We start from the raw sequence: 24,167 nt of genomic DNA on the forward strand, positions 1-24,167 counted from the left end.
CTAGTCGATGATGGTTCCGGCCACGGGCTCGCCGTTGCCGGAGGACCTGATCATGTCCCGGGCGTTGGTGGCCGTGATTTCAATCGTTTCAAGGGCCCGGTTAATGGTGTCCTGGTTGGCGGCTGCACCCTTGGCGCGCTCCTCCTCCAGAACGCGGATCTGCACCTGGACGATCTTGAAGGAGTGATCCAGCTTCAGGTCGCGGACCTCATCGGCCTGGCTGCGTTCGGACACCACGGTGGTTCCGCCATGGTCTGCCGCTGACTGCATCGGACCCCGGCCGGCTGCCGTGGTGAAGGCATTCTGGGCCTCACTGAGCTTCGCCCCGGCCTTCTTGGCCGCCCTCTGGATGCTGAAGACCACGAAGCAGGCGAGCGCCAGCCAGAAGAAGGCGATGACGGCCACAACCCAGCCCACGACGTCGTTCTGGTTTGCCGCGAAGATCACGGCAACGATGAACGCGGTCACCAGGACCATCAGTCCGGGGCCGCTGATGCGGAACATCGAGAAACCGCCCTTGGCGGCGTGGGGAGCTGAATTGGGGTTGCCCAGAGATTGCATGCACCTATTCTCTCAAACGGCGCGGCATGCTCAGGCCTCCTTCCACCCCCGGCGAACACCCAGGCAGGTAGCAGCAGATGTCCCTTAGACCCCTCTAAACGACATCTGCTGCTACTTGGTTGGGAGCTACTTCAGGAACAGGGCCCGCAGGCGGAGGGTGGTCAGGAGCATGCCCGCGGCGGTCATAGCCAGGTAGTAGCCGATATGCACCGCAGTGGCCGCGGAGAAGGCACCGACACTGATCTGGCGCAGCAGTTCCACGCCGTGCCACAAGGGCATGGCCTGGATGAACCACTGGATGGGTTCCGGGTAGACGCTCAGCGGGTAGAACGTCGCGCTGAACAGGAACATCGGCAGCAGGATGAAATTGATCCAGTCCATCTGCTGGAAGGTTTTCAGGAAGCTGGTGATTCCCATGCCCAGGCTCGCGAAGCCAAAGGCGATGAGCACCGAGGCCGGGACCATCAGCAGGGCCCAGGGCGAGGTGATCAGCCCCATCATTCCCATCACGGCCGTAAAGCCGGTGGCGTAGAGCATGCCGCGCAGGAGGGCCAGGAAAATCTCTCCGAGGGCAACGTCCAGCGGCCCCAGCGATGTGTACAGCATGCCCTGGTACAGCTTGGCGAAGTTCATTTTGAAGAACACGTTCCACGTGGAGTCGTACACCGCCCCGTTCATCGCGGAGACTGCCAGCAGTGCCGGGGCAATGTAGGCCGCGTAGCTGATGGCGGTGCCGTCGGGACCTTCAACCGCTCCGACGATGGCTCCCAGCCCCACCCCCATGGAGACCAGGAAGAGCACCGGTTCGAAGAACCCGGACAGCATGACCAGCCAGTTGGTGCTCCTGGTGGCCATCAGCCCGCGGGCGATAACTGCCCTGGCGTTGCGGGAATACAGCGGGCCGAAGGTCCGGTCCCGGGCTGCCGCAGCCGCCGTGCCAGCCGGGCTTCCATGGTCCATGCGGGTGCTCACTGTCCCATCCTCAGGGCGAAGCGGCGGCGGGTCAGTGTCCAGCCGAGCGCCGCCAGGCCAACGAGGACGGCGAGGTGCAGGAGCGTCAGCAGCGGCGGTTCCTGGTAGCCGTAGCTGAGGACCCGTCCCAGTTCGGTACCGTGCCAGATGGGCGATATCCAACCGATCCAGCGCACGGCCAGCGGAAGGGTGTCCAGGGGAAAGAAGGTTCCCGAGAACAGGAACAGCGGCATCACGATGAACCGCATCACCAGGGCGAACTGGCCTTTGTCCTCGGTGATGGAGGCGGAGTAGGCCATCAGCGGCAAACCGAATGAAAGTCCTGTCAGGGTGGCCACCAGGATGGCTGCCCAGCCCCAGCCTGACGGCGAAGCGCCGAATAGTGCCACGGCGAGGAAGTAGATGGCGGACTGGAGCAGCAGGCGCAGCGTGACGGCCATGATGTGGCCGGCCGCGATCTGCCCGGGGGTCAGCGGCGACGCGTGCGGGCCATAGTAGGTGCGGCGCCACTTGAATCCGTCCATTACCGGGAAGGTGAATTCGTTGGCTGCGGTCATCACACCGGCTGACACCAGGAGCGCGGGGGCGATGAACGCAAGGTAGCTGACTCCTCCGAAGGCTGCGCCGCCCTGCCCGTCCACCAGCGTGGCCAGTCCCACCCCCATGGCGAACAGGTAGGCCACGGGCTGGCCCACGCTGTACATCACGATGGACCAGCTGTAGCCCTTCATCACGCGCAGCACCTGCTCCGCGTAGTAGAAGGCTCCCCAGCGCCGCGCCCTGGCGGCGGCGGCTTCGGGTCCGTGGGCCTGCAGGGCACGCGGTCGTACACCGCGTGCGTCAGTCAACGAGGCTCCGTCCGGTCAGGCGGAGGAAAACGTCTTCCAGCGAGGACCGCCGGACCAGCGAGGTCAGCGGCCGCAGACCGCGGTAAGCAACCTGCTCAAGGGCTGACTCGCCGTCGTCCGCGTAAATCAGTACCCGGTCCGGCAGCACCTCGAGGCGTTCGCCGATGCCGTCCAGCTCCGCCGCGATGGTGGTGTTCCGTTCGGAGCCGAAGCGCAGTTCCACCACCTCCCGGGTGGAATGCTCACGGATCAGCCGCGCCGGTGACCCTTCAGCCATGATCCGGCCCTTGTCCACCACGATGAGCCTGTCGCACAACTGCTCTGCTTCGTCCATGTAGTGGGTGGTGAGGATCAGCGTGACGCCCTGTTCCTTGAGCCGGAACAGCCGGTCCCACAGGATGTGCCGTGCCTGCGGATCAAGCCCCGTGGTGGGCTCGTCCAGGAGCAGGATGCGGGGTTCGTTGATGAGGGACCGGGCGATGGTCAGGCGCCGCTTCATGCCGCCGGACAGGCTGTCCACCTTGGATCTGGCTTTGTCGGTCAGCTGTGCGAATTCCAGCAGCTCATCGGCTTTGGGTTTCAGGTAGCTCATGGGCAGGCCGAAGTAGCGGCCGTAGACCAGCAGGTTGTCCCTGACCCGCAGTTCCTCGTCCAGGTTGTCCTGCTGCGGGACTACGCCCAGGTGCGCGCGCACCTCCGGGCCGTGCGTGTCCGGGTCCAGGCCCATGATGTCCAGGGTGCCTGAGGTGCGCCGGGTGACCCCGCCGATCATCTTCATAGCGGTCGATTTTCCGGCGCCGTTGGGGCCCAGGAGCCCGAAGGACTCCCCCGCGGGCACCGAGAAGGAGATACCGTTGACGGCCGCGAGGTCGCCGTATTTCTTGGTCAGGTTGCCGGCTGCGATGACGGTGGGGCGCGACGGCGGGCTGCCGGACCGGGTGCCGGACGGCAGGAAGGCTTCGTTGTGCACCCTCCGCACACTAGTTGAGGTGCCGGTGATGTGGAAGGGCACTTGCAGTTTGGTTTTAACGGCCGACGGCGGCGCGGTACCTTTCGCTTGAAAGGTTCCGCGCCGCCGTCGTGCGCGCGTTTCCCGGGGCTAGCCGGCCGCTTCGACCGAGCGTTCCGCGGCTTCGACCACGTTGGTCATCAGCAGCGCCACCGTCATGGGACCCACGCCGCCGGGGTTCGGCGAGACCCAGCCGGCCACCTCGGCGGCGGCGGGCTCGATGTCTCCGTGGACGCGGCTCTTGCCGGTCTCCGGATCCGTCTCCCGGGTAACGCCGACGTCGAGCAGGGCAGCGCCCGGCTTAACGTCCGCGGCTTTGACGATGTGCTTGACGCCGGCGGCGCCCACAATGACGTCCGCCTGTTTGAGCAGCTCCGACAGGTTCTTGGTGCCGGTGTGCGTCAGCGTTACCGTGGCGTTGACAGCCCGCCTGGTGAGCAGCAGGCCAATGGACCGCCCAATCGTGACGCCGCGGCCGACGACCACCACGTGCTTGCCGGCAAGGCTGTACCCGTTGCGTTCCAGGAGCTCGATGACGCCGCGGGGCGTGCACGGCAGCGGGGTGGTGATCTCACCGTTGACGTTGAGCACCAGGCGGCCAAGGTTGGTCGGGTGGAGCCCGTCGGCGTCCTTGGCGGGGTCGATCCGCTCCAGGATGGCGTCGGTGTCCAGGTGCTTGGGCAACGGCAGCTGCACAATGTACCCGTGGCAGGCGGGGTCCGCATTGAGTTCATCAATGAGGGCCTCGACATCGGCCTGGGTGGCGTCAGCCGGCAGCTCGCGCTGGATCGAGTTCATCCCGATCTGCACGGACTGCTTGTGCTTCATGGAGACGTACAGCTGCGAGGCGGGGTCGGCGCCTACAAGCACAGTTGCGATGCCGGGGGTGACGCCCTTGGCCTTGAGTGCGGCCACGCGTTCGGTCAGCTCGGCCTTGATGGCAGCGGCGGTAGCCTTGCCGTCGAGGATCTGTGCGGTGGTGGTTTCAGTCATTGGTTACCACTGCTCGTGCTGGGGGTAGAGCGGGAAGTCGGCGGCGAGCTTGTCGACGCGGGACTGGAGGGCTTCAACGTCGGTGCCGGTGCCTGCCTTGAGGGCGGTGGCGATGATCTCGGCGACCTCGGTGAACTCCGCGGCACCGAATCCGCGGGTAGCCAGTGCCGGCGTACCGATGCGGAGGCCGGAGGTGACCATCGGCGGGCGGGGATCGAACGGTACCGCGTTGCGGTTGACGGTGATGCCCACGGAGTGCAGGAGGTCCTCGGCCTGCTGGCCGTCCAGCTGGGAGTTGCGCAGGTCCACGAGGACCAGGTGCACATCGGTGCCGCCGGTGAGGACGGAGACGCCGGCTTCGGCGACGTCGGACTGGTTCAGGCGGTCGGCGATGATCTTGGCGCCTTCAAGGACGCGCTCCTGGCGCTCCTTGAATTCCTGGGTACCGGCAATCTTGAAGGCCACGGCCTTCGCTGCGATGACGTGCATGAGCGGGCCGCCCTGCTGGCCCGGGAAAACGTTGGAGTTCAGCTTCTTTGCCCACTGTTCCTTGGCCAGGATTACACCCGAGCGCGGACCGGCGAGCGTCTTGTGCACGGTGGAGGTGACGACGTCGGAGTGCGGCACCGGACTGGGGTGCAGGCCTGCTGCCACCAGGCCGGCAAAGTGTGCCATGTCCGTCCAGAGCAGTGCGCCCACTTCATCGGCGATGGAGCGGAAGGCTGCGAAGTCGAGGTGGCGCGGGTAGGCGGACCAGCCGGCGATGATGACCTGCGGCTTCTCGGCGATGGCCTGCTCGCGGAGCTTGTCCATGTCGACGCGGAAGTTGTCTTCCTCTACCTGGTAGGCAGCCACGTTGTAGAGCTTGCCGGAGAAGTTCAGCTTCATGCCGTGCGTGAGGTGGCCGCCGTGGGCCAGGGAGAGGCCGAGGATCTTGTCACCCGGGGTGATCATGGCGGACAGCGCGGCGGCGTTGGCCTGCGCACCGGAGTGGGGCTGGACGTTGGCGTACTCGGCGCCGAACAGGGCCTTAACCCGGTCGATGGCCAGCTGTTCTGCGACGTCCACGTATTCACAGCCGCCGTAGTAGCGGCGGCCCGGGTAGCCCTCGGCGTACTTGTTGGTCAGGACGGAGCCCTGGGCCTCCATGACGGCGCGGGGGGCAAAGTTCTCGGAGGCAATCATTTCCAGGGTGCCGCGCTGGCGGCCAAGCTCCTGGTCCAGGACTGCCGCGATTTCGGGGTCGAGCTCGGCCAGCGGCTGGTTGCTGACTGCTGTGGTTGAGGTGGCTGTAGTAGTCACGAAAAACTCCTGGCTAGGGAAACGGGCACTGCTAAGGTCAGGCTACCGGCTGGCGCACTCCCGCACCGCCTTGATGACAGGGCGTGAAAGCGCCCGGCATGGTGCTGCTGCGCTGGCGCAGGGCAGCCCAAATCCGGCAAAACATGACCCTCGGCCCAGGCGTACGATCCGTGGTCTTCGTGATTGCCGCTCCCTGGTGGTTAGCCACCCAACGCCAGTTGCGACGCTTCCAGCGTATCAAAACCGGCACCTGCCGCGCGGGTAGGCTATTACGCGTGAATGAAGACCAGCTGAACCAAGCCTACGTACTGACCCTGTCCTGCCCGGACCGCCCCGGAATCGTCCACGCGGTGGCCGGCGCCCTGCTGGTGGCGGGAAGCAACATCATGGATTCGCAGCAGTATGGCAGCCCGGCCACCGGCAACTTCTTCATGCGGGTGGAGGTCACCACCGCGGCTCCTGCTTCCGAACTGCGGGCAGCCCTGGAACCGGTGGCAGCAGCCTTCTCCATGCAATGGAGCCTTAATACCGTTGGCGACAAGGTCCGAACCCTGGTGATGGCCAGCACGTCAGCCCACTGCCTCAACGACCTGCTGTTCCAGCAGCGCTCCGGCACCCTGCCCATCGAGATTCCCGCCATCGTCTCCAACCACCGGGACCTGGCCGGGCTTGCCGAGTTCTACGGCATCCCGTTCCACTACATACCGGTGACGAAGGACACGAAGGAACAGGCCGAGGACAAGCTGCGCGCCCTGATTGCGGAGCACGACATCGAGCTGACCGTCCTGGCCCGCTACATGCAGATCCTCTCTGATGAGCTCTGCACCGACCTCACCGGCAAGGCCATCAACATCCACCACTCGTTCCTGCCGTCCTTCAAGGGTGCCAAGCCCTACCACCAGGCCCACGCCCGCGGCGTGAAACTGATCGGCGCCACCGCCCATTACGTCACCGCCGCCCTGGATGAGGGCCCCATCATCGAACAGGAAGTCATCCGGGTGGACCACGCCCGGACTCCCGAGCAGTTCGTGCAGATGGGCCGTGACGTCGAGGGCCGCACCCTGGTCCAGGCCGTGCAGTGGCACGCCGAGCACCGGGTCCTGCTGGACGGCAACCGGACAGTGGTCTTCAACTAAGTCGCAGCAGATGTCGTTTTGGGGCCTCAAAACGACATCTGCTGCTACCCAGTTGGGTGCAGTGGTGGCTTAGGGTGAACCCATGGCTCCCCTATACCCTTTCGGCGGTCACTCCCCCGCCGTTCACGAATCAGCGTTCATTGCCCCGTCGGCGTCCATCATCGGCAACGCAACCCTGGGCGCGGACTCCAGCGCGTTCTACGGCGTCTCGGTCCGCGCGGATACTGCCGCCATAACCGTCGGTGCCGGCAGCAACCTGCAGGACAACGTCGTGCTGCACGCCGACCCCGGCTTCCCCTGCTCGGTGGGCGAACGGGTCAGCGTGGGGCACGCCGCCGTCGTCCACGGCTGCACCGTGGAGGACGACTGCCTCATCGGGATGGGCGCCACCGTCCTGAACGGCGCCGTGATCGGCGCCGGTTCGCTGGTGGCTGCCGGCGCCGTGGTGCTGGAAGGAACAGTGGTTCCGCCCCGTTCGCTGGTGGCCGGGGTGCCCGGCAAGGTGCGCCGGGAACTAACGGAGGAAGAGTTCGACGGCGTCCGCGCCAACGCGTCACGGTACGTGGAGCTCGCGGCGAAGCACCGCGAATTGCACAGTTAGTCGAGGCTAATCGGGCCGAGCTCGTCCAGCAGGTCGCCCGGGCCCGGGTTGCCGTTTGCAGAACCGCCACCCAGGTGGTTGATGACACCCCATACCGCGTTCAGGCCGGTGGTCACGGCACCTTCGGCCCAGCCCGCGGTGAAGGAGACGTCGTCGCCCGCCAGGAAGATGCCGCGCTGGGACTCGGGCAATGAGTCCTGCTTGAAGTGCGTGAAGAGCCGCTGCTGGTACCGGTACTGGCCCGGCAGGTTTGCCTTGAAGGCGCCCATGAAGTTGGGGTCGGCCTCCCAGGAGACGGTGATGGGCTGGCCCACGATGTGGCCCGCGATGTCCACACCGGGGTAGATCTGTTCCAGCGAATGCAGCATCAGCTCCACCCGCTCATCCGCGTCGAGGGCAAGCCACTTCAGCGCGTCGTCGTTCCAGGTGTACGACAGCAGGATGACGGCAGGCTGGTCCGGGCCGTTGTCCAGCAGGTACGTGGCACGGTTCAGCCGGTCCGTCAGCGTCATGGACAGGACCTCGTTCCCGGTTTCCGGATCGATGTCCTTCCAGAACGGCCGGTCCACCATGACGAAGGTCTTGGAGGACTGCATGTAATGGGAGCGTTCGATGGCCGTCCACAGCTCCGCCGGGAACAGCGCCTCCTCGGTGTGGATCCGGGTGGACAGCAGCCACGACTGGCACGTGGTCACCACTGCCGGGTAGCTGGCCTCCCGGCCCCACCGTTCGCGGACCCGCAGGTTCCCGTCCGGGTCCCGGCTGATCTTTCCCACGGCGCCGCGGGGCGAGCCGGAGTGCAGCGACGCCAGGGACGTGCCGGCGGGCCAGTGCACCAGGTCCGACGGCGCGTGCTGCCACAGTGCCTCGGGCAGACGTTGCGCTCCCCCGCGGATGAAGCGGTGCTGGTCGTCCGCGTCCGTGTAGACCACTCGCAGGATTTCCAGGATGGAGTTGGGAAAGTCGGTGTCCCAGCCGCCAGTGCCGAACCCCACCTGCCCGAAAGCCTCCCGGTGCGCGAAGCCTGCCGCCTTGAAGGAGTCACTGGCCGCGATAAAGCCGTAGAACGTCTGTTCGTCCATCAGCGGGAGCAGTGCGTTCCAGAGTTCCTTGATCCTGGCAGTGTCACGCCGGCGGATGGCATCCTGCATCTCACCGAACTTCGCACCGTCGTTGACGGCTGCCTTCCAGGCGTCTGCGACCTCGCGGAAAAACGGCGGCAGGTCGCCAGGCTTTTCCGCGTAGTGCTTCTTGCCGGCGAGTTCGATCACCGTGCTGGACGTTGCGTCGGCCAGCGGATTGGGGAAGTCCTGGGTTTCCAGCCCCAGCAGGTCCACGTAGTGGTAGAAGGCCTTGCCGGAGACGGGGAAGCGCATGCCACCCAAATCCGCCACGACGCCCGGCGCGGCGGGGAAGGCCGCGGTGCGCAGCCTGCCGCCGATTTGGTCCGCTTCGTAGACCACCGGCCGCAGCCCCAGCTTCATCAGCTCGTAGGCGGTAACCAGGCCGGAAAGCCCGGCCCCGATGACGGCGACTTCGGTGCCCAGCAGTTCATCCGGAACCGAGCCCAGCCCGCCGGGGTGGGCCAGGTAATGGTCGTAGCTGAACGGGAAGTCCGGGTTGAGCATGGTGATGGGTGCCGCTTGCTCCTCCGGATGCCGGGGAGTGTTCTCCGTCAGCGTTGATGTGCTTGACGGATCGGAGGCGGGAAGCTCGGTAGCGGTGGTCATTGGATATCTGCCTTCAGGGTTGCTGCGTGCTGGTTTGAATGAGTCCGGGATTGTCGCCGGGGAGCCGTGGCTCAGGACTGGTGGCTGGCCGCTGGCACGTCCAGGTGTTCGCCGCCGCGGAGGGCCGCCACTTTGGAGTTCCGGCGGCCATAGCCGAAGTAGGCAGCCACCCCCACGAGCATCCAGACCCCAAAGGTGATCCAGGTGTCGGCGCCGAGGTTGGCCATCAGGTAGATGCACATGATGGCGCCAAGGATCGGGGTCACGGGGAAGAACGGCACCCGGAAGGTACGTTCGAGCTCGGGCCGGGCACGGCGGAGGTAGATGACCGCCACATTTACAAGGGCGAAGGCGAACAGTGTGCCGATGCTGGTGGCGTCGGCCAGGGCGCCAAGGGGCACCAGGCCGGCAGTGAGCGCGACGGCGGTGCCGACAATCAGGGTCCCGGCAGCGGGGGTCCCAGTCCGGCGGGAGACGCGGCTGAAGACCTGTGGCACCAGGCCGTCGCGTGACATCGAGAGCAGGATCCGGGTCTGTCCGTAGAGAACCGTCAGGACGATGCTGGCGATGGCCAGCACGGCTCCGACGGCGAAGACCAGGGCGATCCACGGCTGCCCGGTAGTTTCTTCGAGGATTTTCACCAGCGCAGCCTCCGTGCCGTCGAACCATCCCCACGGCCGGGCGCCGATAGCTGCGACGGCAACCAGGACATAGATCGAGGTGACGATGAGCATGGAGAGCACGATGGCCCGGGGCAGGTCGCGCTTGGGATTGCGCGCTTCCTCGCCGGCGGTGGAAGCGGCGTCAAAGCCTATGTAGGAGAAGAACACCCGGGAAGCTGCCGCGGAGACGCCCGCGGCACCCATGGGCAGGAGGGGATCGAAGTTGCCGGCGTTGAAGGCGGTGAAGGCCACGGCGCAGAAGAACAGCAGGATGCCAACTTTGACCGCCACGATGGCGGTGTTGATCCAGGCGCTTTCCTTTGCGCCGCGGACCAGCAGGACCGTGGCGAGGAGAACGATCACCACAGCCGGAACGTTAACCATGCCGCCGTCGCCCGGGGGCTGTGAGAGCGCGTCCGGAAGGACGGACCCGAAGACTGCCAGGGCCTCGTTGACGTACTGTCCGGCGCCCACAGCGACGGCGGCCACCGAGACCGCATATTCGAGTACCAGGCACCATCCGCAGATCCACGCCATGCCTTCGCCCATGGTGGCGTAGGTGTACGAGTAGCTGGAGCCTGCAACCGGCACCAGCCCTGCCATTTCCGCATAGGAGACGGCGGACAGCAACGCGGCGAGGCCCGCAATCGCAAACGAGATCCAGATTGCCGGGCCGGCCAGGGGAACGGACTCGCCCAGGATCACCAGGATGCCGGTGCCGAGGGTGGCGCCGACGGAGATCATGGTCAGTTGCAGCACGCCGAAGCTCCGCACCAGCCGGGGTCCGCCGGTGCCGGCGTCCGCTTCAGCCGCCATAAGTGCGAGGGGCTTGCGGCGGAGCAGCTGCGCGCCGAGCGAGGGGCGGCCGTCAGTGCGGTCGGTCGCCTGGCCTGGAAGTGTGGGCACAGTCATCGTTGACGTCCGTTCATGGTCGGTGGATGGTTGGATTCCCCACCCCAGCGTAGGGGTGTGAGCGGCATCTCAATGGGGTGCAAAGTGACCTATAGTGAAAGCCCATGAGACATATTGCACCAATTTCCGGCGGGACGCCCGACGCCGTTCCAGAGCAGGACGCGGTAACACTGGGCCGATTCCTCGGAAATCTGCCCGCCGGCGTCACGGTGCTCCACGATGCCGGCAACGGCGGTGCACCCCTCCGCTGGGTGGAGCCCAGTGAGCTCGGGGATCCTACCCCGTATCTCCTGGACGGCGAGTTCGTCCTCACAGCGGGGTTGCCCTTCCTTCAGGCGGGGACGGGAAGCGGGCACGGCGGCCAGGGGCGCGGGGACGCCGCCCGCACGCGCGGGCCAGGAACGGTGGATCCGGCGTTGGCTGATGACTACGTTGCCCGGTTGGTGGCTGCGGGTGTGGCCGCCCTCGGATTCGGATTGGAGCCGTACTACGATGCCGTACCCGGCGAGGTGGCAGCCGCGTGTCGGCGCCGCGGCCTGACGCTGGTGGAAGTCCCGGCCAGCATCCCCTTTGCTGCGCTTGGACTGGAATTTTCCAAGCTGCTGGAATCGGGCAACGCCCAGGCGTTCCGCCAGCTGGCCGAAACGAACCGCCACCTCATGAGGGCCGTCCTCTCGGCCCGCCCGGAGCACGAACTGCTGGCGGCCCTCACGCAAAAGGTCCCCGTATGGGCAGCCCTTTTCGGGCCGGACGGAAAGGTCCGCGCCAAGGCAGGAGCCGTCGTCGAACTTTCCACTGTGCAGCCCCTGGTCAGGAAGCTTCTTGCCGGCAGCGGACCGCGGGTGGAAACCGAGGCGCTGCCCGGGAATGGCCAGGTGCTGGCCGTGGGCCACCCCCTGCGCAGCAGCAAAGACGCTACCCTCGGCGGGCTGGTCCTGGGCACCGCCACACCGCTTACGCCTGCTCAAAACAGCGTGGTTTCCTCCGTGGTGGGGCTGCTGGAGCTTCTTGTCCGGCAGCGGACCAGCGGTTCGCTGGCGCCCAGCCAGCTGGCCACGGCGGTGTTGCTGCACCCGGAGAGCCTCGCCGGCGGCAGCACCCGGCAGCTGAACAGCGTCCGGGACCTGCTGGCCCAAAGCGTCTCAGGTACCCGGACGGGCCCCCTCAGGGTGGTCCAGGGTGTCCGGCTCGAGGGCGCGGTGGCGGACGGGCCGGTCCGGGAGCTGCTCCAGTGGCGGAGGCTTTTCGACACGAAGCTGGTGGAACTTACCGATTTTGGCTTCGCCGCCATCACCCGGTTGAAGGTGGATGACCAGCTGGTAGCCGAGGTGGAGCGCCTGGGCTGGGGCCTGGTGGTTGGCGGAACAGCCGAGCTCCCCGGCCTCCCCTCCGCGTACCGTAACGCAAGTGCCCTGCGCCCCCGCGTCAATGCCACCGGGCGGACGGTACGGGAAGAGGAGCAGGCATGGACGGTGGCCGGGCTGCTCGGCGGCGGAGCCGGCAGCATGCTTGCCCGCCGGCTGCTGGCACCGGTCATGGCGTTGGATCCGGAACGCAGGGACAGCCAGCTGGGGCTGCTGCGCGCCTGGCTGGGAGCGAACGGCAACTGGGACGCAACCGCCAAGGACCTGGGCCTGCACCGTAACAGTGTCCGGCGCCAGGTCAACGCCCTGGCCGCGCTGCTGGACACGGATTTCAGCCAGGCCTCTGTCCGGGCCGAGCTATGGATTGCACTTCAGTTCGTGGACTCCGTAAGCCCGCCTGGCACCTGACTGCCGCGGCAGGCCGGTGACCGGTCAGGAGCCCCAGCTGCGGTACACATCGGGGCGGCGCTCTGCCAGGTAGGGCACCCCGGCCCGCTCACGGCGGGGAGCGTCCGCGTCCAGTTCGGCGTACAGCAGCACCGGCGCCTCCCCCGCCGCGGCCAGCAGTTTTCCGTCCGGGCCGGCGATGACGCTCCCGCCGAGGAAACGGCAGCCGTCTTCCACTCCGGAATGGTTCGCGTAGGCGATGGCCAGCTGGCTTTCCAGCGCACGGGCCCTGACCAAAATCTGCGGAACGTCGTCGAACCCATGCGCCAGGGCGGTTGGCACCAGGAGGAGTTCAGCGCCACCGGCGGCGGCCGCGCGCACGGCTTCGGGGAACTCCACGTCGTAGCAGATCACCATGGAGGTGGGGATCCCCTGGAAATTTACGACGCCGGGCCGTTCCGCGGCAGGAGCAAAAGCGGCACGTTCGTCCGCGCCAAAGAGATGGACCTTGCCGTAGCCAAGCAGCGTGCTGCCGTCCGTGTCCAGCAGGGTTGCACTGATCTGCCATTCCCCCTGCTGCGTGATCCGCGGCAAGCTGTAAACGAGCCCGATGCCGTGGCTGCGGGCGATGCCGGCGAGCCGCCGGTGGAGGCCAGGCAGTTCTGCGGGATCCAGGGCAGCCCGGACCCGGCGGGGGGCGTAGCCCACCGGAAAGAGCTCAGGGGTCACCAGGACTGCCGCGCCCGCAGCCGCCGCGTCCCGCGCCGCACTGTCAATCACCGCGCAGTTCGCGTCAATATCAAGAACATCGGCATTTGCCTGCAGGAGTGCCAGCAGCACTGTTTCCACCTTCTCTACTCCGGACGGGCCCACCATGGAAACCCTGATCCCAGCGTAGCCACCGCACTGGGCCGTCCTGCGGGACCATCTGCACCGCCGCTGTGGTTTGACGGGCTAATTGACCCACCGACTCCGGCCCAGGCACCAGATGACTCATGCGTTAACTTCTTGACTACAAGAGTGCAGATAGGGCAATGTTCTTAGCATGTCCGCCACCCCGCGCTCAACGAAGAGCAAGCCCAAGAACCCCGGCTCGCAATCCGCGCTGCGCCAACTGAACCAGCAGCGGATCATCGAAAGCCTCATGGGCGGACCGTCCACCCAGGCCGAACTCGCCAGGCAGACCGGACTCTCCACTGCCACCGTGTCCAACATCGTCAAAATCATGCTGGATTCGGGGCTGGCATCCACCGAACCCATTACCAGCTCCGGACGCCGGGCCCTTAACGTCCGGCTCAACAGCAACGGCGCGGTGGCCGTAGGCATTGACTTCGGCCGGCGGCACCTGCGGGTGGTGCTGGCATCCCTGAGCTACCACGTCATTGCCGAGGAATCGGTCATGCTGCCGCTGGGCCACCAGGCCGAGGAAGGCATCCGGGCGGCGGTTGCCCTCCTCGCCAAACTCCTCGAGGAAAGCGGAACGGAACGCTCCTCGGTGGTGGGCGCCGGCGTCGGGATCCCCGGCCCCATCGACCGCCGCACCGGCACAGTGGCGCAGGGCGCCATCCTGCCGGAATGGGTGGGGATCAACATCCTCCAGCACTTGGAAGACACACTGAAAATCCCCGTCTTCATTGATAACGACGCCAATCTGGGGGCATGGTCCGAGGTCACCTGGGGCCAGCACACCGGCGTCAGCAACCTCATGTTCCTGAAGATCGGATCAGGCATTGGCGCCGGGCTTATCCTCAATGGCGCACCCTATTACGGGAACGTCGGCATCACCGGCGAAATCGGCCACGCCACCATCCACGAACAGGGCCTGGTATGCCGCTGCGGCAACCGGGGCTGCCTGGAAACCATTGCGTCCACCACCACCATGATCGAACTCCTAAGCCGGGGTGAGGACCGCCCGCTGAACCCTGCGGACATCGTTCGTAAGGCGCTTAACCGCGACCCCGCCACCCTTCGCGTGGTGGATGACGCCGGACTGTCCGTGGGCCGCGCCCTGGGCAATGTGGCCAACCTGATCAACCCGGAAGTCATTGTGGTGGGAGGGCCCCTGGCAGGCCTTGGAGACCTGCTGCTGGACCCCATCAGGCGGGGCCTCGTCCGGCACGCCGTGCCCGTCATTGGCGAAACCACCACCCTCACCATGTCATCCCTGGGCGACCGGGCAGAGGCCCTCGGTGCAGCAGCACTGGTCTTCCAGCACGCGGGCATCCGGAAAATGTAGACCGTTTCGTTATCCGGTAATTGCGTTCAAGACTTGACGACAATAGCTGTGATCCAGTTTACTTTTGGATCAGACGGCCCTGCGCTTTGCCGGCCGGACAAAGAAGTCATTGCATTGGAGGGTTAGGGCCACATGACGTCCCAGACCACGCAAGCGGAGCCGATCATCCTTGAGATGCGGTCCATCACCAAAGAATTCCCCGGCGTTAAAGCCTTGGCCAACGTGAACCTGCGGGTAAAGGCAGGGGAAATCCACGCCATCTGCGGCGAAAATGGGGCCGGCAAGTCCACCCTGATGAAAGTCCTTTCGGGCGTCTACCCCTACGGCAGCTACGACGGCGACATCGTCTACCAGGGCCAGGTGCAGCAGTTCCGGGACATCCGGGCCAGCGAGCACGCCGGCATCGTGATCATCCACCAGGAACTGGCGCTGATTCCCGAGCTGTCCATCATGGAAAACATCTTCCTGGGCAACGAACCCACCAAGCGCGGCGTTATCAACTGGGCCGAAGCCCGGCTCCGGTCCCTGGACCTGCTGGCCCGCGTAGGCCTGCGCGAGGATCCGGACACGCCCATCAAGGAAATCGGCGTCGGCAAGCAGCAGCTCGTCGAAATCGCCAAGGCGCTGAACAAGTCCGTGAAGATCCTCATCCTGGACGAACCGACGGCGGCCCTGAACGAGTCCGATTCCCAGCACCTGCTGGACCTGATGAAGGGCCTGAAGGCCAAAGGCATCACCTCCATCATCATTTCCCACAAGCTCAACGAGATTGAGCAGATCGCCGATTCGATCACCATCATCCGCGACGGCAAGTCCATCGAGACGCTGAACGTGAAAGCGGACGGCGTGGACGAGGACCGGATCATCAAAGGCATGGTGGGCCGCACCCTGGAGTCCAGGTTCCCGGACCACACCCCCAAGATCGGTGAGGTCTTCTTCGAGGTGAAGGACTGGACCGTGGGCCACCCTCAGGTCCAGGACAGGCTGGTGTGCAAGAACTCCAGCTTCTTTGTCCGCCGGGGCGAGATCGTCGGTTTCGCCGGGCTGATGGGCGCGGGCCGCACCGAACTGGCCAGGTCCGTCTTCGGCCGGTCGTACGGGCGGTTCATCGACGGGCACGTCTATAAGGAGGGCAAGGAAGTCACGCTCAAGTCCGTGCGCCAGGCCATCGATGCCGGCCTGGGTTATGTGACGGAGGACCGCAAATCCCTGGGCCTGAACCTGCTGGATGACATCAAGACCACAACGGTGGCCGCCAACCTTCGCAAAATCAGCCGCCACTCCGTGGTGGATGCGAACCAGGAATTCACCGTTGCCGAGCAGTACCGCAAGTCCCTGCGCACCAAGACTCCGTCGGTGGAAGAAGGCGTGGCCAAGCTCTCCGGCGGCAACCAGCAGAAGGTGGTCCTGGCCAAATGGATGTTCACGGACCCCGACCTGCTGATCCTGGATGAACCCACCCGCGGCATCGACGTCGGTGCCAAGTACGAGATCTACGGCATCATCCAGCAACTGGCGAACCAGGGCAAGGGAGTGATTGTCATTTCCTCCGAACTCCCGGAGCTCCTGGGCCTGTCCGACCGCATCTACACCATCTTCGAAGGCACCGTCACCGGTGTCCTGGACAAAGACGAGGCCAGCCAGGAAAACCTGATGAAACTGATGACCTCCAACCCCAACCGCAAAGCCGCCTGATCCCCTGGATCACCCCAGAAACTTCCGGACCCAAGGACTGACCATGAACGCCCTCAAAAAGCTGTTTGGCGGCAACACCCGCCAATTCGGCATGATCTTTGCCCTGGTGGCCTTGATCGTCTTCTTCCAGATCTTCACCGAAGGCCGGACCCTGACGCCCGGCAACGTCATCAACCTCTTCAACGGCAACTCCTACATCCTGATCCTTGCCATCGGCATGGTCCTGGTGATCATCGCCGGCCACATCGACCTTTCCGTCGGTTCGGTTGCGGCGTTCGTGGGTGTCACCGTTGCCCTGGCCATCCGCGACTGGGGCATCCCCTGGTGGGCGGGCGTGCTGCTCGGCCTCGTACTCGGCGCCGCCATCGGTGCCTGGCAAGGATGGTGGACGGCCTATGTGGGGATCCCCGCCTTCATCGTCACGTTGGCCGGCATGCTCCTGTTCCGCGGCTTCAACCAGTTCGTCGGCAAGTCCAACACCATCCCCGTCCCCAATGACTTCCAGTACCTGGGCTCCGGCTACCTGCCGGAAGTAGGCCCTAACACCGGGTTCAACAACCTCACCCTGCTCCTCGGCATCGCCGCCGCGGCGTTCGTGGTCTGGGGAGAACTGCGCTCCAGGTCCCGCGCCAAGGCCCTGGGTGCCGAGGTCCCGGAAATGTGGGTCACGGCCCTGAAGCTGGTCCTGGTCTGCGGTGCCATCCTGTACGCCACATACCTGTTCGCCACCGGCCGGCCCGGAACGTCGTTCCCCATCCCCGGCCTCATCCTGGCTGTCCTGGTACTGCTCTACGGCTTCATCTCCTCCCGTACCATCCTGGGCCGGCACGTATACGCAGTGGGCGGGAACCGGCACGCGGCCGAGCTCTCCGGTGTGCAGTCCAAGAAGGTCAACTTCCTGGTGATGATGAACATGTCCATCCTGGCCGGCCTGGCCGGCATGATTTTCGTTGGCCGGTCCACGGCATCAGGCCCGTTCGACGGCGTGGGCTGGGAACTGGACGCCATCGCTGCAGTCTTTATCGGCGGCGCCGCGGTGACCGGCGGCGTGGGCACCGTGGTCGGGTCCATCATCGGTGGCCTGGTCATGGCGGTACTGAACAACGGCCTCCAGCTGCTCGGCGTCGGCGCCGACCTTACCCAGATCATCAAGGGCCTGGTGCTGCTGATCGCCGTCGCCTTCGACGTCTACAACAAGAGCCAGGGCAAGACGTCCATCATCGGCCTGCTGACCAGGAACATGGGCCGGTCCGGCGGTGGCCCCAGCAGCCCCACCCAGCCCGACGAAACCACCTCCACCAAGGAAGCGATTGCCAGGGAAGCCTGAGCTTTGCAACCGAATAGCGGTAATCCATCACAAAGAAAGAGAAAACCAACTATGCGAATGTTTGGTAAAGCAGGAAAGGCCGCAGCGGTAGCTGCCATCGCAGCACTGGCGCTGACGGGCTGCGGCCGCTCGGAAACCCCATCGGGCGGAGCGAGTGGCGGCGCCGGCGGATTCGAACAGAACTCCTCCATCGGCGTCGCGCTTCCCCAGAAGACCAGTGAGAACTGGGTCCTGGCCGAGAAGCTGTTCAATGACGGCCTCAACGGAGCGGGCTTCAAGGCTGACGTCCAGTTCGCCAACGGCGGCGTGTCGGAGCAGCAGAACCAGATCAGCGCGATGGTCACCAAGGGTGCCAAAGTCATCATCGTGGGCGCCATCGACGGCTCCCAGCTGGGCACCCAGCTCAAGCAGGCCAAGGACGCCGGCGCCACCATCATTGCCTATGACCGGCTGCTGCTGAACACCGAGAACGTGGACTACTACGTGGCCTACGACAACTTCAAGGTTGGCGAACTGCAGGGCCAGGCCCTGCTGGACGGACTCAAGGCCAAGAAGCCCAATGGCCCGTACAACGTCGAACTGTTCGCCGGCTCCCCTGATGATGCCAACGCCAAGGTCTTCTTCGACGGCGCCATGAGCGTCCTGAAGCCGAAGATCGACGACGGCACGCTCAAGGTGCTGTCCGGCCAGACGAACTTCGAACAGGCTGTCACCCAGGGCTGGAAGGCCGAGAACGCCCAGCGCCGCGCTGACACGCTGCTGACCGGCAGCTACACCAGTGCTTCCCTGGACGGCGTCCTCTCCCCGAACGACACCCTGGCCCGCGCAGTCCTGACCTCCGTCAAGGCAGCCGGCAAGCCGCTCCCCGTGGTGACCGGCCAGGACTCCGAGGTCGAGTCGGTCAAGTCCATCATGGCCGGAGAGCAGTACTCAACCATCAACAAGGACACCCGCAAGCTCGTTGAGCACGCCATCACCATGGTGAAGGACCTCCAGGCCGGCAAGGACCTGGAAATCAACGACAAGGACTCCTACAACAACGGCGTGAAGACCGTTCCGGCCTACCTGCTGGAGCCGGTCATCGTGACCGCCGCCAACGTGAAGACCGCCTACGCCGACGATCCGGTACTGGGCCCGATCACCAAGTAGCACTTCATTCCGGAACAGCCCGGCTCCCTTGTGGGGGCCGGGCTGTTTCCGTTCCCGCCTGCTGTTGGGGCGGCCTGTTCTACGGCTTAACCTTGAGTACTCCGGGGCCTGTGAAGTTCAGCGCGTGGTTCTTCACTGCCTGCGGGGTGCTGAAGGCTTTGTAACTGTAGACATCGGCGGGGTCCCAGCCCACGTCGGTGGTGAAGTCCCAGCCCGTCCAGTCCGGAGCCGGGACGCCGCCGGCTTCTGCCTCGGCCAGTGCTTCCGCGCGGTTCTGCTCAAACGAGGCTTTGGCGATGGCGTTGAGGTCCGTGGGCTGCCCGTTGTACCAGGAGCCGGTGTCGCTGAACCGGTGGCCGTTGTAGCTGCTGACCATGATCGACGGGTCAGCGCCGGGACCCGTGAATTCGAAGGCGTTGCGTTCGGAGAAGATCCGCGACTCGTAGCCGGCGCCGAGGAAATAGCTGCTGCCGCCCTGGGCCTCGCTCACCAACGGGTAGTGCGGATCGTCGGTGCTGCCGGCGAAGTAGTTATTGACCACATGGACCTGGCCAAACCGGACACGGGGTGCACGCTGCTGGAGGTTCTCGAAGTAGTTGCCGATGTAGCTGACGCGCAGCTTGCCGCCGTCCTTGTCAACGTGCTCGTCACCGGACCCCAGGAGCATGGTCTTGTCATGGTTGGAGAGCCTGCTGTTGGAAATGGTCACGAAGTCGGTGCCGTCCTTCAGGTCTAGGAGGCCGTCGTGCCGGTTAGCCGGTTTGCCGTTAGGGCCTTTCGGAGCTTCGCTGTCCGGGAACCGGCCGTCGGAGAGGCTGACATGGTCAATCCACAGGTGATCCGATGTCACCGAGGATACGGCGTCGAACCGCGCGTTCCAGGCGCCGTTACCGTCATCCGGTGACCAGGTGCTGAAGAAGTCCACCGGCGCTTCCACGCTGAGGTTCCGCATCACCACATTTGTGGCACTCAGGATCACGATGTTGGCACCAACGAATCCTGAGTCCTCGCCGAGGCCAACCAGTGTGGTGTTGCTGGGCAAGCTGACTTCGATCTGCCGCTTCATGTTGTTGCTGCCGGTCTGGCGAAGCTGGCGCTGCTTCTTGCAGTACTCGAAAGTCTGGTCGCTCCAGACCTTGCCGCCAGGTCCAAAGCAGGAGATGTACTGGTTGATGTCATAGCCCGGTGCGTAGTCCTGCTCAGCAAGGATCCGCCCGTCCGGGGTTTGGTTGCCGTCGATAATGCCGTTCACATAGACGATCTTGGGAGCGGTGGGTTGGCCGTTGTTGGCCAGCGCGGCCTTCAGTTCCGCGAGGCTATTTACCTCGTACCGACTTTCAGCAGGTGCGCCGGCCCCGCCGTCCGTGGCACGTCCGACGGCGGCCCAACCAGTCGGTGCCGCATCGTCGGGTTTGATGACGCCTCCACCGGTGGGTGCGGGCCCGGCCACCGCGGGGGCGGTCCCTGCCAGGCCGGCGGCGAGCGCGATGGCGGATGCCCCGGCGATCAGGGCAGATCTTCTGCGCAGTCGTTTAGGAAGGAGTTTCTTACTGCTGGGATTGGACGTCATCGGCCTGTTTTCCGGCATGCCACAGAAACCACATGCCTTGAGAGGTGCGGATAGAGGGGTGGGAAGTCATTGCTGAGAAAGCGGTTTCTGAGCAATAGCTTAATTCTTACGCGCGTCATGACAAGACTGTCAAGGGGTCTTCACAGGGCAAACACAGGTTCAGCCGGATTCCTGCACAGCATGCCCGGCGAGGGTGGATCCGACGCCGGCCTCCCGGGCCGGCACCTGAACCATAGGAGAAACGTGAGCGTCCTTGCCCGGAGCGTAGGCAACGCCTTCAGAAACAAAGTCAGGACCGCGGCCGTCGTTGCGGTCCTGGCTGTCGCCATCGGACTGGCCCTGGCCATGCTGGTGGCCAACCAGGCCGTGGGAGCAAAAGTCCAGGAGCTCAATGCCTCTGTGGGCACCGTCCTGACCGTCAACCCCGCCGGCGGCCAAGGCTTCGAAGGTGGCGGCGAGCCCCTCACCACCGGGCTGGCAGCCACCGCCGCGGCCGTGCCCAACGTCAGCGCCGTCGTCGGGACCTCGTCGTTGCGCCTCCGCAACGCCACCGAGGCCGCGGCACAGACCGGAACCGGAGGCCAGGGCCCCGGCGGGCAGGGGGGACCCGGCGGGCAGGCCGCAGCAACGCTGACCACCAGCCTCACCGCTGCAGTGGACGCGGGAACGCTGGGCAACCGCAACCAGCAGTCAAATGGAACCACGGGGTCCACCGGATCCACAACCACCCAGCCCATGCGGTCGCTGCCCATAACGGCTACGGGCATCGGCGCCGAGGTGGACACCACGGGCAAGGCGCTCACCATCACCGAAGGCGCAGGGCTGGGAGACTACACCGCCGAGTCCACGAATGCCCTCCTGGGCACCACCCTGGCGGAAAAGAACAACCTCACCGTCGGCTCCACGTTCACCATCAACGACCAGACGTACACCGTTTCCGGCCTCTTCGATGCCGGAACCACTTTCGGCAACAACGCCGTTTACCTCACGCTTCCTGCCGCCCAGGCGCTTGCCGGGCTCCCTGATGAACTGTCCAGCATGATCGTCACGGTGAATTCGCTGGACAATGTCGCATCCGCCAAGACCGCCCTGCAGGACGCGCTCGGCACGGACAAGGCGGACGTCACGCAGGGACAAAACCTGGAGACAGCCGTCAGCTCCCTCGGCAGCGTCAAGAACATCTCGTTCATCGCCTTCGTCGCTGCACTCGGCACCGCCGGGCTGATCATCCTGTTGATTATGGTCATGCTGGTCCGCGAGCGCCGCCGGGAAATCGGCGTCCTGAAGGCCATCGGTGCGCCCAACCGCACCATCGGCCTGCAGTTCGTCCTCGAGGCCCTGGTCCTGGCGGCGCTGGGCAGCACAGCGGGCGCCATCATCGCGGCTTTTGCCAGCAGCGGCATCGCCTCCGCGCTGATCAGCACCAACAGCACGGGAACGACGACGGCAACCACCGCCGGGCGTGGCATGCCCGGCGGAGTTCCCGGGGGCGGAGCAGGCTTTCCGGGCGGCGGCGCTGGTTTCCCGGGCGGGAATCCGTTCGGCGGCGCCTCCCAGTTGCTCACCTCCGTCACTGCCAGCGCCTCCCCCGGCGTCATCGCCGCCGGCATTGCGGCGGTGTTCGGCGTCGCGATCATTGGCGCGCTGGTTCCCGCGCTGCTCACGGCACGCATCCGTCCCATCGAAGTCCTGCGAGGAGAATAGCCATGATTGAAGTCAAGAACCTGGTCCGCACCTTCAACTCGGGCGACCGCACCATCAAGCCGGTCAATGACGTCAGCTTCGTCCTCGAACAGGGCACCCTTGCCTCGATCGTCGGAAAGAGCGGAAGCGGGAAAAGCACACTGCTTTCCCTCCTTGGTGCGCTGGACAAGCCCACCAGCGGAGACGTCGTGGTCAACGGCGTGAGCCTGGCGGGGATGCCGGATGCCAAACTGACCGAATACCGCCGGCGGGACATCGGCTTCGTCTTCCAGCAGTTCAACCTGATCCCCAACCTCTCTGCAGTGGACAACGTGATGCTGCCCATGGAGTTCGCGGGAATGCGCAAGACGGCCCGCCGGCAGCGCGCCAAGGATCTGTTGGAGCAGGTCCAGCTGGTCCAGGACAAACACGACAGGCGCACCAACCGGCTTTCCGGCGGCGAGCAGCAGCGCGTCGCCATCGCCCGCGCCCTGGCCAACGAGCCGAAGCTGATCCTGGCCGATGAACCCACGGGCAACCTGGACGAGCAGACCGGGGACCACATCATCTCGCTCCTCAGCGCCCTCAGCCGCGGCCACAACACCACCATCCTGGTGGTTACCCACGACCGTGCGCTGGCCAATAAGACCGACCGCAGGTTCCGGCTGCAGCAGGGAAAGCTGACGGAGGACCAGGCGCACCACCGGACCCCGCTCCCGGTGACGGCCTAGCAGAATGGGGAGGGCCGGCGTCGTGCCCTCCCCATCACCCCCTGCACCCACGGGGACCAATCCCCAACGCTCCTTCAGTCCTGTGGCAGGATGACTGAATGAGTGCCCCCATCGCCACACCATGGTTGTCCAGCCAGGCCGACACGGACCCGCGTTCGGCCACCGGCGCGCCCCTCCGCTGGGGAATCATCGCCACCGGTGGAATCGCCAAATCCGTGGCGCAGGACCTGGCCCTGCTGGCAGATGCCGAACTGTACGCCGTCAGCTCCCGGGGGCAGGCGACGGCGGACTCTTTCGCTGCCGCCTATGGCGTCGGCAAAGCGTACGGGGACCACGACGGCGTACACGGCTACCAGCGGTTGCTCGCCGATGATGCGGTGGACGTCGTCTACGTTGCCACACCCCATGCGCAGCACCACCAGATCGTCTTGGCCGCACTTCAGGCGGGCAAGCACGTCCTGTGCGAAAAAGCCTTCACCATCAACGCCCGGGAAGCGGCTGAACTGATTGAAGCTGCCCGCAGCCGCAACCTCTTCCTGATGGAGGCCGTCTGGAGCCGCTTCCTCCCCGGCATGCAGCGCGCCTTTGACATTGCTGCGTCCGGTGAGCTGGGAGAAATCCACTGGGTCACCGCCGATTTGGGTTTCCCCGCACCATACTCCCCTACCGCCCGGCTGTGGGCACGGCAAGATGGCGGCGGGGCGCTGCTCGATCTCACCGTCTACCCCCTGCTCTGGGCGCTGGGAACGCTCGGGTTCCCCCAAACCGTGAGCGCCACAGGACATGTCAACGACGACGGCGTCGATACCCAGAACGCACTGACGCTCGGCTACCACCACGGCGCCCAGGTCCAACTGACCTCATCGCTTTTGGCACATGGACCGCGCACCGCGACCGTTGCCGGAAGCCTCGGCTTCCTCCAGAGTGCCGGGTCGATCAACAACCCCCGCCAACTGATCGTGGCCACGGGGTGGGACGAGCGGCGGACCGAAACGTTCGACGTCGTGGGCAAGGGCTACACCTACGAACTACGCGAAGTGACCCGCTGCATCCAGCAGGGCATTGCGGAAAGTCCGGTAATGCCGCTGGAAGATTCGCTGAATACGATGCGCCTCTTTGACGGGGTACGGGCCCAGCTGGGCGTCAGCTACCCGAATGACGGGCACCGTTGAAGCCTCGACGCTCGTAAAATCAGAGCATCAACGACGTGACAAAACTGAATGGAAATTCTGGGCCCTTTTAGCAGGCGCCATCAATTTTCTGTCACATTCTTTTTATTGACCCTAGACTTTCGACGAT

At 65.3% G+C, this 24,167-nt stretch carries 20 protein-coding genes; 10 read left to right on the forward strand and 10 right to left on the reverse strand.

The genetic code is table 11. The features are described from left to right. The 6 genes from QE394_RS03180 to glyA form a co-directional block, all read right to left on the reverse strand. On the reverse strand, window positions 1–561 hold the full coding sequence (locus QE394_RS03180; RefSeq protein ID WP_056082062.1) for a hypothetical protein: 561 nt from the start codon (window positions 559–561) through the stop codon (window positions 1–3). A gap of 126 nt (window positions 562–687) precedes the next feature. After that, entirely contained in the window at window positions 688–1,521 is an 834-nt protein-coding gene (locus QE394_RS03185; protein WP_056082385.1) for an ABC transporter permease, read from the reverse strand. An 8-nt stretch (window positions 1,522–1,529) separates the two neighbouring features. Next, complete coding sequence (locus tag QE394_RS03190; protein WP_056082063.1) at window positions 1,530–2,381, reverse strand: ABC transporter permease; 852 nt, start codon at window positions 2,379–2,381, stop codon at window positions 1,530–1,532. Then, complete coding sequence (locus tag QE394_RS03195) at window positions 2,374–3,351, reverse strand: ABC transporter ATP-binding protein (RefSeq protein ID WP_056082066.1); 978 nt, start codon at window positions 3,349–3,351, stop codon at window positions 2,374–2,376. The genes QE394_RS03190 and QE394_RS03195 overlap by 8 nt, the downstream gene beginning before the upstream one ends. 129 nt (window positions 3,352–3,480) lie before the next feature. Beyond that, window positions 3,481–4,383, reverse strand: coding sequence for a bifunctional methylenetetrahydrofolate dehydrogenase/methenyltetrahydrofolate cyclohydrolase (locus QE394_RS03200; protein WP_349033689.1), 903 nt, complete (start codon window positions 4,381–4,383; stop codon window positions 3,481–3,483). Window positions 4,384–4,386: 3 nt separating this feature from the next. Then, a complete protein-coding gene (gene glyA, locus QE394_RS03205; protein ID WP_056082071.1) occupies window positions 4,387–5,685 on the reverse strand; it encodes a serine hydroxymethyltransferase in 1,299 nt (432 codons plus the stop codon). Between the two features lie 275 nt (window positions 5,686–5,960). Here glyA and purU point away from each other — a divergent pair, with 275 nt between their 5' ends. Both purU and QE394_RS03215 read left to right on the forward strand, forming a co-directional pair. Further along, entirely contained in the window at window positions 5,961–6,821 is an 861-nt protein-coding gene (gene purU, locus QE394_RS03210) for a formyltetrahydrofolate deformylase (protein WP_056082074.1), read from the forward strand. Window positions 6,822–6,903: 82 nt separating this feature from the next. Beyond that, on the forward strand, window positions 6,904–7,422 hold the full coding sequence (locus QE394_RS03215) for a gamma carbonic anhydrase family protein (RefSeq protein ID WP_056082076.1): 519 nt from the start codon (window positions 6,904–6,906) through the stop codon (window positions 7,420–7,422). Here the strand turns inward: QE394_RS03215 and QE394_RS03220 are convergent. After that, on the reverse strand, window positions 7,419–9,152 hold the full coding sequence (locus tag QE394_RS03220; protein WP_261620762.1) for an NAD(P)/FAD-dependent oxidoreductase: 1,734 nt from the start codon (window positions 9,150–9,152) through the stop codon (window positions 7,419–7,421). The genes QE394_RS03215 and QE394_RS03220 overlap by 4 nt on opposite strands. 71 nt (window positions 9,153–9,223) lie before the next feature. Then, window positions 9,224–10,726 (reverse strand): amino acid permease, encoded by a 1,503-nt coding sequence (locus tag QE394_RS03225; RefSeq protein WP_349033690.1) that lies wholly within the window; start codon window positions 10,724–10,726, stop codon window positions 9,224–9,226. 104 nt (window positions 10,727–10,830) lie between these two features. On the opposite strand from QE394_RS03225, the gene QE394_RS03230 reads away from it, so the two are divergent. Further along, window positions 10,831–12,498: a PucR family transcriptional regulator gene (locus QE394_RS03230; protein WP_349033691.1), complete on the forward strand. Its 1,668-nt coding sequence runs from the start codon at window positions 10,831–10,833 to the stop codon at window positions 12,496–12,498. A 24-nt stretch (window positions 12,499–12,522) separates the two neighbouring features. Here the strand turns inward: QE394_RS03230 and QE394_RS03235 are convergent, their stop codons facing one another. Further along, a complete protein-coding gene (locus QE394_RS03235; protein ID WP_056082085.1) occupies window positions 12,523–13,353 on the reverse strand; it encodes a nitrilase-related carbon-nitrogen hydrolase in 831 nt (276 codons plus the stop codon). Window positions 13,354–13,522: 169 nt separating this feature from the next. Between QE394_RS03235 and QE394_RS03240 the strand changes: the two genes are divergently transcribed. The 4 genes from QE394_RS03240 (at window position 13,523) to QE394_RS03255 (ending at window position 18,884) form a co-directional block, all read left to right on the forward strand. Further along, the gene (locus tag QE394_RS03240) at window positions 13,523–14,713 is read left to right on the forward strand and encodes an ROK family transcriptional regulator (RefSeq protein WP_056082089.1); all 1,191 of its coding nucleotides are present in this window, start codon (window positions 13,523–13,525) and stop codon (window positions 14,711–14,713) included. A 132-nt stretch (window positions 14,714–14,845) separates the two neighbouring features. Beyond that, window positions 14,846–16,408, forward strand: a complete 1,563-nt coding sequence (mmsA, locus tag QE394_RS03245) for a multiple monosaccharide ABC transporter ATP-binding protein (protein WP_261620766.1) — start codon at window positions 14,846–14,848, stop codon at window positions 16,406–16,408. A 43-nt stretch (window positions 16,409–16,451) separates the two neighbouring features. Further along, on the forward strand, window positions 16,452–17,735 hold the full coding sequence (mmsB, locus tag QE394_RS03250) for a multiple monosaccharide ABC transporter permease (protein WP_261620767.1): 1,284 nt from the start codon (window positions 16,452–16,454) through the stop codon (window positions 17,733–17,735). Window positions 17,736–17,786: 51 nt separating this feature from the next. Beyond that, window positions 17,787–18,884, forward strand: a complete 1,098-nt coding sequence (locus QE394_RS03255) for a sugar-binding protein (protein ID WP_056082098.1) — start codon at window positions 17,787–17,789, stop codon at window positions 18,882–18,884. Between the two features lie 79 nt (window positions 18,885–18,963). On the opposite strand, the gene QE394_RS03260 is transcribed toward QE394_RS03255, so the two are convergent. Beyond that, entirely contained in the window at window positions 18,964–20,454 is a 1,491-nt protein-coding gene (locus tag QE394_RS03260) for a polysaccharide lyase family 1 protein (protein ID WP_261620768.1), read from the reverse strand. Between the two features lie 243 nt (window positions 20,455–20,697). Here QE394_RS03260 and QE394_RS03265 point away from each other — a divergent pair, with 243 nt between their 5' ends. The 3 genes from QE394_RS03265 to QE394_RS03275 all read left to right on the forward strand — a co-directional run bounded on the left by QE394_RS03265 (window position 20,698) and on the right by QE394_RS03275 (window position 24,040). Beyond that, window positions 20,698–22,158 carry an FtsX-like permease family protein gene (locus QE394_RS03265; RefSeq protein WP_349033692.1) on the forward strand — a complete coding sequence of 487 codons (1,461 nt, stop codon included), beginning with the start codon at window positions 20,698–20,700 and terminating at the stop codon, window positions 22,156–22,158. A 2-nt stretch (window positions 22,159–22,160) separates the two neighbouring features. After that, window positions 22,161–22,868: an ABC transporter ATP-binding protein gene (locus QE394_RS03270; RefSeq protein WP_349033693.1), complete on the forward strand. Its 708-nt coding sequence runs from the start codon at window positions 22,161–22,163 to the stop codon at window positions 22,866–22,868. A 98-nt stretch (window positions 22,869–22,966) separates the two neighbouring features. Next, entirely contained in the window at window positions 22,967–24,040 is a 1,074-nt protein-coding gene (locus tag QE394_RS03275; protein WP_261620771.1) for a Gfo/Idh/MocA family oxidoreductase, read from the forward strand. The last annotated feature ends 127 nt before the right edge of the window (window positions 24,041–24,167 follow it).

The sequence above is a fragment of the Pseudarthrobacter sp. SORGH_AS 212 genome (assembly GCF_030818145.1).
Classification (GTDB): domain Bacteria; phylum Actinomycetota; class Actinomycetes; order Actinomycetales; family Micrococcaceae; genus Arthrobacter.

What these genes read in the sequence shown, in the direction of transcription:
- QE394_RS03180 (WP_056082062.1), bottom strand. Translation starts at nt 561, where the DNA reads ATGCAATCTCTGGGCAACCCCAATTCAGCTCCCCACGCCGCCAAGGGC.
- QE394_RS03185 (WP_056082385.1), bottom strand. Translation starts at nt 1,521, where the DNA reads ATGGACCATGGAAGCCCGGCTGGCACGGCGGCTGCGGCAGCCCGGGAC.
- QE394_RS03200 (WP_349033689.1), bottom strand. Translation starts at nt 4,383, where the DNA reads ATGACTGAAACCACCACCGCACAGATCCTCGACGGCAAGGCTACCGCC.
- QE394_RS03215 (WP_056082076.1), top strand. Translation starts at nt 6,904, where the DNA reads ATGGCTCCCCTATACCCTTTCGGCGGTCACTCCCCCGCCGTTCACGAA.
- QE394_RS03220 (WP_261620762.1), bottom strand. Translation starts at nt 9,152, where the DNA reads ATGACCACCGCTACCGAGCTTCCCGCCTCCGATCCGTCAAGCACATCA.
- QE394_RS03225 (WP_349033690.1), bottom strand. Translation starts at nt 10,726, where the DNA reads ATGACTGTGCCCACACTTCCAGGCCAGGCGACCGACCGCACTGACGGC.
- QE394_RS03230 (WP_349033691.1), top strand. Translation starts at nt 10,831, where the DNA reads ATGAGACATATTGCACCAATTTCCGGCGGGACGCCCGACGCCGTTCCA.
- QE394_RS03235 (WP_056082085.1), bottom strand. Translation starts at nt 13,353, where the DNA reads ATGGTGGGCCCGTCCGGAGTAGAGAAGGTGGAAACAGTGCTGCTGGCA.
- QE394_RS03240 (WP_056082089.1), top strand. Translation starts at nt 13,523, where the DNA reads ATGTCCGCCACCCCGCGCTCAACGAAGAGCAAGCCCAAGAACCCCGGC.
- mmsA (WP_261620766.1), top strand. Translation starts at nt 14,846, where the DNA reads ATGACGTCCCAGACCACGCAAGCGGAGCCGATCATCCTTGAGATGCGG.
- mmsB (WP_261620767.1), top strand. Translation starts at nt 16,452, where the DNA reads ATGAACGCCCTCAAAAAGCTGTTTGGCGGCAACACCCGCCAATTCGGC.
- QE394_RS03255 (WP_056082098.1), top strand. Translation starts at nt 17,787, where the DNA reads ATGCGAATGTTTGGTAAAGCAGGAAAGGCCGCAGCGGTAGCTGCCATC.
- QE394_RS03260 (WP_261620768.1), bottom strand. Translation starts at nt 20,454, where the DNA reads ATGACGTCCAATCCCAGCAGTAAGAAACTCCTTCCTAAACGACTGCGC.
- QE394_RS03270 (WP_349033693.1), top strand. Translation starts at nt 22,161, where the DNA reads ATGATTGAAGTCAAGAACCTGGTCCGCACCTTCAACTCGGGCGACCGC.
- QE394_RS03275 (WP_261620771.1), top strand. Translation starts at nt 22,967, where the DNA reads ATGAGTGCCCCCATCGCCACACCATGGTTGTCCAGCCAGGCCGACACG.